This is a genomic window from Streptomyces blattellae (genome assembly GCF_009709555.1).
GTDB classification, from domain to species: Bacteria; Actinomycetota; Actinomycetes; order Streptomycetales; family Streptomycetaceae; genus Streptomyces; species Streptomyces blattellae.
Map to the genome: position 1 here is coordinate 123,160 of NZ_WJBG01000233.1, position 9,613 is coordinate 132,772.

At 66.0% G+C, this 9,613-nt stretch carries 9 protein-coding genes; 6 read left to right on the top strand and 3 right to left on the bottom strand.

The window, feature by feature from the left end; genetic code table 11:
* Positions 1-37: 37 nt before the first annotated feature.
* Complete coding sequence (locus tag GFH49_RS34515) at positions 38-712, bottom strand: YHS domain-containing protein (RefSeq protein ID WP_456243061.1); 675 nt, start codon at positions 710-712, stop codon at positions 38-40.
* A 534-nt stretch (positions 713-1,246) separates the two neighbouring features.
* Between GFH49_RS34515 and GFH49_RS34520 the strand changes: the two genes are divergently transcribed.
* From GFH49_RS34520 to GFH49_RS34530, 3 genes are read left to right on the top strand one after another with little or no spacing between them, the layout of a single operon-like run.
* Entirely contained in the window at positions 1,247-1,774 is a 528-nt protein-coding gene (locus GFH49_RS34520; RefSeq protein ID WP_155060000.1) for a hypothetical protein, read from the top strand.
* 16 nt (positions 1,775-1,790) lie between these two features.
* Positions 1,791-4,259 (top strand): hypothetical protein, encoded by a 2,469-nt coding sequence (locus GFH49_RS34525; protein WP_230396658.1) that lies wholly within the window; start codon positions 1,791-1,793, stop codon positions 4,257-4,259.
* Positions 4,256-5,035, top strand: a complete 780-nt coding sequence (locus GFH49_RS34530) for a hypothetical protein (RefSeq protein ID WP_155060001.1) — start codon at positions 4,256-4,258, stop codon at positions 5,033-5,035. The genes GFH49_RS34525 and GFH49_RS34530 overlap by 4 nt, the downstream gene beginning before the upstream one ends.
* 225 nt (positions 5,036-5,260) lie before the next feature.
* Here GFH49_RS34530 and GFH49_RS34535 read toward each other — a convergent pair whose 3' ends face one another.
* Positions 5,261-5,809 (bottom strand): winged helix-turn-helix transcriptional regulator, encoded by a 549-nt coding sequence (locus GFH49_RS34535; RefSeq protein WP_196218220.1) that lies wholly within the window; start codon positions 5,807-5,809, stop codon positions 5,261-5,263.
* A 24-nt stretch (positions 5,810-5,833) separates the two neighbouring features.
* A complete protein-coding gene (locus tag GFH49_RS34540; protein ID WP_155060003.1) occupies positions 5,834-6,682 on the bottom strand; it encodes a hypothetical protein in 849 nt (282 codons plus the stop codon).
* 113 nt (positions 6,683-6,795) lie between these two features.
* Here GFH49_RS34540 and GFH49_RS34545 point away from each other — a divergent pair, with 113 nt between their 5' ends.
* The 3 genes from GFH49_RS34545 to GFH49_RS34555 all read left to right on the top strand — a co-directional run bounded on the left by GFH49_RS34545 (position 6,796) and on the right by GFH49_RS34555 (position 9,586).
* Positions 6,796-7,806 (top strand): SMODS domain-containing nucleotidyltransferase, encoded by a 1,011-nt coding sequence (locus tag GFH49_RS34545; RefSeq protein ID WP_230396659.1) that lies wholly within the window; start codon positions 6,796-6,798, stop codon positions 7,804-7,806.
* Positions 7,803-8,321 (top strand): hypothetical protein, encoded by a 519-nt coding sequence (locus GFH49_RS34550; protein WP_155060004.1) that lies wholly within the window; start codon positions 7,803-7,805, stop codon positions 8,319-8,321. Before GFH49_RS34545 ends, GFH49_RS34550 begins: the two co-directional genes overlap by 4 nt.
* 12 nt (positions 8,322-8,333) lie before the next feature.
* Positions 8,334-9,586 (top strand): IS3 family transposase gene (locus GFH49_RS34555; protein ID WP_230396121.1). Its coding sequence is split into 2 segments (ribosomal slippage): positions 8,334-8,616 and positions 8,616-9,586, totalling 1,254 coding nucleotides; the frame shifts between segments, so codons are not numbered across the junction.
* The last annotated feature ends 27 nt before the right edge of the window (positions 9,587-9,613 follow it).

The window sequence follows — 9,613 nt, forward strand, 5'->3', positions numbered from 1 at the left end:
GCGCGTCGGGCATGGCGGTGGGAATGGATGGTCGTGGTCACCGGTGTTCGCCTCCTTCAGGCATCCCGCCGGACACGGGGCCGGTGTAGCGCTCCGGGTCGGCGTCGAAGGCGGCGGCGCAGTGGGCGGAGCAGAAGTAGTAGGTGCCTGTGCCGGTGTTCCGGGACTGTGCTGCGAACGCCTTGTCGATGCTCATGCCGCAGACGGGGTCCGTGACCGCGCTGCCGTGGGGGTGATGCTCGTGGGCGTGGTCGTACGGGGCGGGCCGGTGTTCGGTGGCGGCGCTTGCGCCGGCCTGGGAACGGTCGGTGGCGAATTGGACGCGGGGCTGTACGCGCGCGGGCTGGGCGCCCGGCAGCGGCTGGGTATGCCAGCGGCGCAGCCGGGAGGCGTTGGTGACCACCGACAGAGAGCTGAGCGCCATGGCGGCAGCGGCGATGATCGGGCTCAGGCGCAGCCCCCACACCGGGTACAAGGCGCCTGCGGCGAGGGGGACGCCGACGGCGTTGTAGATCAGGGCGAAGAACAGGTTCTGCCGGATGTTGCGCATCGTGGCGCGCGACAGCCGGATGGCGGTGACGACGCCGCTCAGCGAGCCGGAGATCAGGGTGATGTCGGCGGCCTCGATGGCCACGTCGGTGCCGGTCCCGATGGCGAGGCCGACGTCGGCGGCGGCCAGTGCGGGCGCATAACGCCCGCCCCGTGTCTTCAAGACGACTGTCGATGTTGTCCACCCGCACAGCATGGACGAAAGATTCCGCCCCCGCGTGGAGCCTGTGATCGGGCGGATCGGTCACCCCGGTCAGCTGTCCGCCCCCCGTCGGGGCCGAACGACTGGGCGGAGTGCCTGGCTCACCGCGCGGCCTACCTCATCAGGGTCTCAGCCGACCTCTGAGCTCCTCGACCCTGATTGCGAACTGACTCAGCAGCACGGGCACACGACACCACCCGAAATCAGACACCGCCCCAACACGAACGCAGATCGAACATCGTGCGGTTCCAGCCGAGGCGATAGCTGTCGAAGCAGGCACTTGAAGCCACCAGCTCGTCACTCAGGTCAGATCACACTGCTACGCACTGTCAATGCCTGTTCTTCGGCCACTTCCCTGAGCGACCGATTTACCGTCTGTCCTCGCCATTGATCACCCTCGTACGGTGAATCCCGTTTTTGCCCGTGTACTTGCCGGTCGCACCTACCGGTGGGAAATGCGGCTGTCGTGCGGGCTCAGGGGGAGGAAACACACACATGGATCCGTTGGCATTTCCCGTCCTTGCTGGAACGCTGCTGACCGAGGCGGTGAGGTTTCTCTTCGACCGAGCGAGCGCGGTGCTGGACCGGCGAGCAGGCCGAGTACCGGTGGCGGAGCCGGATGACGTGCCGGGGCAGACACAGCCTCTGCTGGTCAGGGCCCCGGCACTCACCGACGAGCGCGTCGCGCGCATCACGGGGGCCCACGGCGCGCTCCGCGTCTACCTGTCGCGGCCAGAGTTCCTCCAGGGCGATGACGCCGAATTACGGGAACTCTTGGGACGCCTTCGCCGGGACTTGGAGGAGGTATACGGGCGCCGCCTGCCCTTCGGCGACGAGACGGAGGCAGACCGGCCCGGGGTGGAGGTCTCGCAGCGGACCGACTCCCTTCATGGCAGGCAGGTCGGCATGCGCGTCGGCGGCGACATCACGGAACGCGGAAGGGCACGCGTCGATCAGGAGGCCGGGACCATCACGGCGACGGGTGAACAGGTCGGCATCGAGGTAGAAGGCACGATCGGCTGAGGCGGGCGGCAACAGCATGAGCTTCGATGACAGCCCTATCGGCGAACGCCTGTCGCAGTCCCTGCCTTCGTCCACGGGAAGCGATCGGCGGGCAGACGAGAAGCAGATGCCCTGGGCGCAACCCGCGCCGGCACTGCCGACCCGAGCTACCGAACCGAGTAGCCTGCCTGAGCTGCCGCCACTTCCTCCCGACCCGCCCAGCAACGCTGCGTCGACCGCACTGGCACTCACAACGCCGACAGAGACCACGCGCGACGCAGTGGAGGCGGTCGGCCAGGCCGCTGTGCTGCAGCGAGCCTTCATCAACAACGGCGAACAAGTCGGCACGAAGTACGTGTACGAGCAGACCCTCGACTCGCACGCCCCGATCTCGCCCGAGTACCTGGCCGTGGTCCGCGAGGTGTACGCCGAGCCCCACGGTGGGGATCGAATGGCGCCCAGCCCTTTCAAGCAGGCTCTTGAAGCCCTGCGCGCAGCGGGCTCCGTACTGGTCATCAGTCGCCCGCCGAACAGCAGCCGCACCTTCACCGCCTACGCATTGCTCGCTCATCTCCTGAACGGCGGCGTCATCAGCGAAGTTCGACCGCTGTCCTTCGGCGGCTCCAAGCACTTCCCGACCAGACGCCTGCCGCACGATCGGCATTGCGGCTATCTTCTCGAACTTCCGCCCGATGAAGATGACTTCGCCGTCGACGACTCCTTCGGAGGCAACCTCACCAAACTCGTCGAGCGCCTCCAGCGACGTGACTGCCGGCTGATCGTCCTCACTCGCCCCGAGCAGTGGAGGCGAATCAGCCATGGGGCGCCGGACGGCGTCGCCCCGGAATTGGGCACGGTGAGCCCGCGCGACATCGCCGAACGGTGGCTGCTCGGGCAGGAGCCCGACTTTCCAACAGACCAGTGGCTTGCTCACCCGGACATCAAGCCCCTCCTCACTGGACAGGCCCCCACCGACGTGCTCAACCTCGTGTACCTCATGCTGGAAGAGCACCGGGCAGCCCAGTCCGCAGCGACAGTCGCGTCCGCCCCAGACCAGGCGCTCAAGCATCAGCGGGACGGTTCTCCTCGCCGGACGTTCGAGGAGCAAGTGGCCAACGTTGCGGCTGCCCACAGCAACTGGGAAGACGAGCTCTACACATGGCACGAACCCGAAGGGCGGTCCCGTACAAGCTTCGAGCGCAACTTCCTGCTGGCTGCAGCTGTTCTGCGCGGCGATCCGGTCGGGCATGTCTACGCCAGGGCGGCGAAGCTGACCGAACAACTCGACACCCTAAAGGTCGAGGTGGACGGACAGCGGGAACCCGGGGTCATCGCCATGACGAGGGCCATCGGAGCACAGCGCGAAGAGGACGGCACCCTCACCTTCACCCGCCCACACTGGGACGACGCCGTCATCGAGTACTTCTGGAACGACCGCCCTCTGGCTCGCACCACATTTCTGAAGTGGCTCGCACAAGCACCTGTCGTCGACACCTCCACGAGCAGGGAAGCCCTGGAGATCGTCAGCAGGGACGGTCGACTTGCCGTGGCGGAGCGCGTCGGGCAGTTCGCTTTGCAATGGGCCGTTCGCCATCGGCGCCAGACGCCGCTGGAGCGGATAGTCGAGGAGTGGTACAAGCACGGAACCGCCAAGGAACTGTGGCCCCTGGCCGTTGAACTCCTGGACTCCGCAGCCATCCACGCCGTCAGCGCGCCCTACATCCATTCCATGCTGCTCGCCTGGTCGAGCCGGAGCCAGCCCCACCTGCAAAGAGCCGTTGTAGAGGTGTGTACGGGCGCGTTCGGCCGCCGGCATACCGCCAAGGCGCTGCGTCGGCTCAGGAATGTGGCCGCGCAAGGTCATCCTGATGTGATCGACACACTGCGAGAGGCAGTACGCGTCCTATGGGAGGACGCCACCGTACGGCAGATGTTGTTCGGGTACGTCGTCGATTGGTGCAAGTCGGATACGACAAGCCAGACCGTCGGGCACCGCACGTTCACCGCACTGGCCCTGAATTCCCCGCCCGAGGCAGCGGGCCTTCCACCGCTCCTCCAAGCCATGGTCGAGGGGACCCCCGACGAGGAGGATACCTTCCGCCCCACCGTGCAAGGGCTCGTGACGGGATGGCGCACCCTGCTGCGCCAGGCCGCGGGGCCGACAGGGGAACGAGACCTCGACAAAGCCATCTTCACGTGGCTCGACGCAGCGCTGGAACAGCACGAACTCAAGTCCCTCGTCTTCGACTCCCTGCGTCAGGCCGTAAACGTTCCAGGGGCCGAAGGGCCGATCCTCCGCGAAACTCTGCGCACCTCCGCCCAGTGGTGGGTGCAGGGGCAGGACCGCCCGTACGCCGAGGAGAAGGAAGACCTCAAACGCGAACTGTCCGCCTTGCTCGACCAGGACCTCATCGCCAGACGCAGTCAGCCGCTTGCGCCTCAGCCCACGTCACCAGGCGCTCCAACTGATGAGCCTCACGGCGATGCGGAGGTCGACGCCGCATGAGACGCCGAACCGCCAATGCCCCTGTCCCTACGGCAGAGGACAACGCCAGCTGGACGTCCGTCTTCACGGACCGCCTCAAGAGCGTGGACCCGTTGCTGTTCTTCACCACTGAGATTCGGGTGACCTGGCGCCGCGCCAACACCAACGCGCCAGCGAGTCGGCACGCAGCACCGTGCCTGGCGAGAAGGGAGATCGAGAAGGCAGCCGAGCTCTGCGACGTCCTCCGCCCAAGCGCCGCCGAGCAGGACATCACAGTCACCGTCCAGGAACAGCTGCCCCTCGTCGCCGACGGTGTGGTGGTCACCGATGTGCAAGTACGCGTCAGCGTGGACGACACCACGCGGACGGCCGCTCTCCACTCGGAACGCCTGCGGCAGGAGTACCAGCGGCAGGAGGAACGCATCCTCCGCGACCACGAGCTGGACGAGCTGGCACGGCGGCAGGTCCGGGCCCGCGAAGCATTCCTCCGGGAGGAGATCCTCGCCAACCCGGCCGCCGCCCGCCTCTACGGACTGCTGGAGGGCACATCGAAGCACTGGTCCCGGCTCGGAGGCCCGCCGACGGGCACCAACCTCAACGACCTGGTGCGCGAGATCCAGCAATGGCAGCCAGGACAGCAGTGGGTGACAGTCGCACAGCTGCTCCACGACTTCGTGGCTGGCCTGACGGAGGAAGGGCGCAAAGAGCTGCTCACCCTCCTCGCTGATACTGTCCGCGCGTTCGGTGACGAGCACACCGCCCACAGCTTCGCCCTCCTATCGGGCGAGGCGCGATGAGGAGCGCTTTACTGCGCTGGGTGCTTGACCCTGTCACCAGCACGTTGGCTCTGCGGCTGCGTTTACGCGAGCGTGGCCGTCTGTCCTATGACGCTGCCTGGCGCCTTGCCCGGGTCATGCGCCATCCGGACGAGATGGGCTACCGCCTCCAGGGACACCGCAACGACGATACATAGTCCGAGTCAGTCAGCGCATGGCCGTGGTGACTGCCCGGTGGGACAACTCTTACGGCAGGGTGTACATAAACTCCTTGCCGCCCCGCTCTGGACCGGGTGCGCGGTCGCGGCTCAAGGCTCCCGCTTGGACGAGGCGTTTAAGCCGGTTGTTCGCGTTGGTGACGGAGATACCGAGTGCATCAGCCAGTTCCTGGGCCCGGAAAGCGCCAAGCTTACGCGCCTGAGCGTAGGTATCCGCCATGACGTTGGTGTCGCCCAACAACGTGTGGTCTTCCCCCTGCACGGCGAACTGCTTGCGCCGTTCCAGGCACACGGCGACGGACTCACGGGTCTCCTCGTTCAACCCGACCAGCCTTACGCCAACTGCTTGCACGTCGCCAGCCGCGAGGGACACGTAGAACTTGCCGAGGAACTCGTCGACGAAGCTGTGGGTCATGGCTTCGGTGCCAGTGAAGTCGATTTCCAGTACGGGGGCCGGGCTGGCGGATCTCAACACCGCCTCCAGCTCGCTGCGCTTGTGTGCCCCCGTCCCTCGGGTGGACAGGAACGTACCCGGCTCGCTGACAGGGAAGGTAAGCACGTACTTCTTCGCCTTCATTGAACGCATTGAAGCATAGCCGGGTTACGCAGGGAACGAGACTCTCAGCCAGGCCCAGGTGCCCGTCACCCGATCGGTGGTGTGCTGATAGGCGGTGAAAATGTGCTCCCGATAGTGGCTGGCCGTCACTGCGCCGTTGCCGCTGCGCAGGATCAGACTCGTGATCGCTGTCTCTTTGGCACCGCTCAGTACATCGGGCAGTCCGTTACCGCGGTCCTCGCCGGTTCCGCTGACGCGAGGGCTCAGCGCGCGTTCCAGCGCTTGGACGCTGTCGGCTACGTCGGAGTGCTGTGGATTGCGCCGCAGGTGATCGAGCACTCCCATCCCGGTGTCGCACACAGAGACCTCCAGCCGCCTGCGGCCGGTGGTCTTGCCGCTGTACGCCTGTGCGGTGATGAAGGCGCCCAGGCTGCTGGCTCCGTGACTCACCGCATTGTCGATGAGCTCACCCAGGCCCGTGAACGCCTGTCTGCCGAAGCGCTTACCGAGGTGGGTGGTTGCGACGAAGCCGATCCGCTGGTTCACCTCGCCGACCGCCGATTCTTTCAGGCGAGTGACCTCCAGCAGATTGGCCGAGTGATCGTTCCGTACTTCGTGCGGGAGGGTACCAACGACGCGAGCTTCTTCCGGCAGATGCTTCAGCAGGTCCATGCGCTGCAAGTACGAGGTCACACTGCGGCTTTCGGGGAGGAGCAGAGTGACCTCCGCGCCGCTCACCGCGTGAGTGTGAGTGAGCGCGGCCACGGCGGCGAGGTCGAGTGGGCTGGCGAACTCCAGGTGGCGGGCGTCGATCATCAATTCGGGTCGAGAGCGGTCCTGCAGGCGCAGGTTGCCGCGCAGCAGAGGGTGACGGCCGGCCAACTCAAGTAACACGACACCAGCATGCCAGGCGGGCAACCGCCCATCTCATCCATTCGGGCGTGTGGCCGTCGCTGTCGTACCACCGTGCTACGGTTTCATAATCTTCAATGAAGGCGATTTACGGGATGGCGCCAGTGCAGCTCACCACCTGTTTCAACACGCTCCTCACGGACACGGTCAACCTGAGCCGCTTCAAGCTCGGCATGCTTGACGATCGAGTGGACAGCGTCTACCGGGCCCTCAAGGCGGACGAGGAGATCGGACACCTCGTCCTCGACAAGATTCCTCAGGGTTCGTGGGCGCAGAGGACCATCATCAACCCGGTCGGCGACAAGGAGTTCGATGCCGACTTCCTCCTTCTGATGGAGGAGAACCCGGACTGGCAGGGCAGCCCCAAGACCTACATCGACAAGGTCTACGCGGCACTGGACCGCCACAGCCGCTACCGCGAGATGCCGCACTCGCGCAAGTGCCGTTGCGTGCGCCTGGAATACAAGAACCTGATGCACGTGGACATCGTCCCGTACGTCCAGCTCAGCGACGGCCGCGACGTCATTGTCAACCGGGACGACAACTGCTGGGAGGCGACGGACCCCGAGGGCTTCACGGTCTGGATGCGCAACCAGGACGGCATCACCGGCGGGAACCTGCGCAAGGTCATCCGGCTGCTGAAGTACCTGCGCGACCACAAGAACTCCTTCACCGGAACGCGGTCGATCATCCTCACGACTCTGCTCGGAAACCAGGTCAGCGAGACCAAGACGCTGATCGATCCGGGCTACTACGCCAACGTCCCCACGACCCTGCTCCACCTGGTCCAGGACCTCAACACCTACCTACAGGCCAACCCCACCAAGCCGTCGATCGCCGACCCCTCCGGGTCGGGCGTCACGTTTGACCACCGCTGGACCCAGGACACCTACGCCTACTTCCGCGAGCGGATCCGCGTGCACACGGACGAGATCGAGGCTGCCTACCACCATGCGGACAAGGAAACCAGCATCGAACTGTGGCAGGGCCTGTTCGGCACCGGCTTCAAGGAGCCCGACGACCAGCAGAGCAGCGCGAAGTTCCCCGCCGCGGCCGCGTCCGTGGCCCCCGTGACGACGACGGGTCGGTCGGGGCGCGCTGGATGAGCAAGCGAAAGCCCGGGCAGCTCGGCGCTCCCACACCGTGGCAGAGACAGGCGCTCGCGGATCTCCGCGCGATCGGCGCCGAGCAGCCGGACACTCTGCGCGTGGTGGGAGTGCCTGACCGTACGGACGACGGCGCCCTGGCAATCACGATCGAGATCGACACTCGTGGGACCGTCTCGGCGGACGGAGGGATTCGGCTTCAGCCGCGCGAGCGGTTCATTCTCCGCGTCCCGTCCTCCCCGCTGCTCCCCCCTCAGGTCGACGTCACGCACACCCGGTTCATCGGATACCCCCACGTCCTGCAGGGCCACCGGCTGTGCCTGCACCTGGACCCGGCGCGAGAATGGAACCCGGCCGACGGCATCCGATCCAGCCTAAACCGTCTGTGGGCCTGGCTCAGCGATGCCGCCAGCAACCGGTTCAACGCCTCAACCGCCCTCTATCACGCGGTCGGCGGGGTCCTGCATCAGTCCGCAGTGAACCGCCCCGGCTCGAATGGAGACTCGATTTCGTGAAAGGATCGAGTCATGGCACGACCTTCCTCCTATCCGCTTGAGCTGCGCCGTCGCGCGGTGCGCATGGTCGCCGAAGTTCGCGGCGACTACCCGACCGAGTCCGCCGCGATCAAGGCCGTGGCCGAGAAACTGGGCATCGGCTCGAATGAGACGCTGCGCAAGTGGGTGCGGCAGGACCAGGTCGACTCCGGGCAGCGGCCGGGGACGACGACGGAGGAGTCCGCGCAGATCAAGGCGTTGAAGAGGGAGAACGCTGAACTCAAGCGGGCGAACGAGATCCTGAAGGCTGCGGCGAGTTTCTTCGCGGCCGAGCTCGACCGGCCACACCTGCGCTCGTAGCGTTCATCGACGAGCACCGGGACCGCTTCGGCGGTGTCGAGCCGATCTGCCGCGTGCTGTCCGAGCACGATTGCAAGATCGCCCCATCCACCTACTACGCCCACAAGAAACGACTCCAGAACCCGTCCGCGCGAACCGTGCGGGACGAGGAACTCAAGGAGCTGATCCAGGAGGTCTACACGTCCAACTTCCGTGTCTACGGGGCAAGGAAGATCTGGCGCGAGCTGAACCGCCAGGGCCACCGGGTGGCCCGCTGCACCGTCGAGCGGCTGATGCGCGAGATGGGCATCGCCGGCGCCGTGCGGGGCAAGAGAGTGATCACCACGATCCCCGACGAAACGGCCGACCGGGCACCGGACCGGGTGGACCGCAAGTTCGTCGCCGACGCACCGAACCGCTGCTGGGTCGCCGACTTCACGCATGTGGCCACGTGGGCGGGGGTCGTCTACGTCGCCTTCGTCGTGGACACCTTCTCCCGCCGCATCGTCGGCTGGTCCGCCTCCACCTCCAAAGAGACCCAACTCGTCCTGGATGCATTGGAGATGGGGCTTTGGCAGCGCGACCGTGAAGGCCGCCCCCACATCCCTGGCGAGCTGATTCATCACTCAGATGCGGGCAGCCAGTACACGTCGTTCAAGCTCGCCGAACACCTCGACGCCGCCGGCATCGCGGCCTCGATCGGCTCGGTCGGCGACGCCTACGACAACGCGCTGATGGAGTCGACGATCGGCCTGTACAAGACCGAGATCATCAAGCCCCGCCGCCCCTGGAAGACCCTGAGCGAGGTCGAGCTGGCTACCGCCGAATGGGTTGACTGGTACTGCCACCGCCGACTCCACGGTGAAATAGGCCACATCCCGCCCGTCGAATACGAGACCAACTACTACCTGGGAACCACGAAACACCAGGTCACAACAACCATCTGAGATCTCTATCGAACTCGGGGCGGTTCA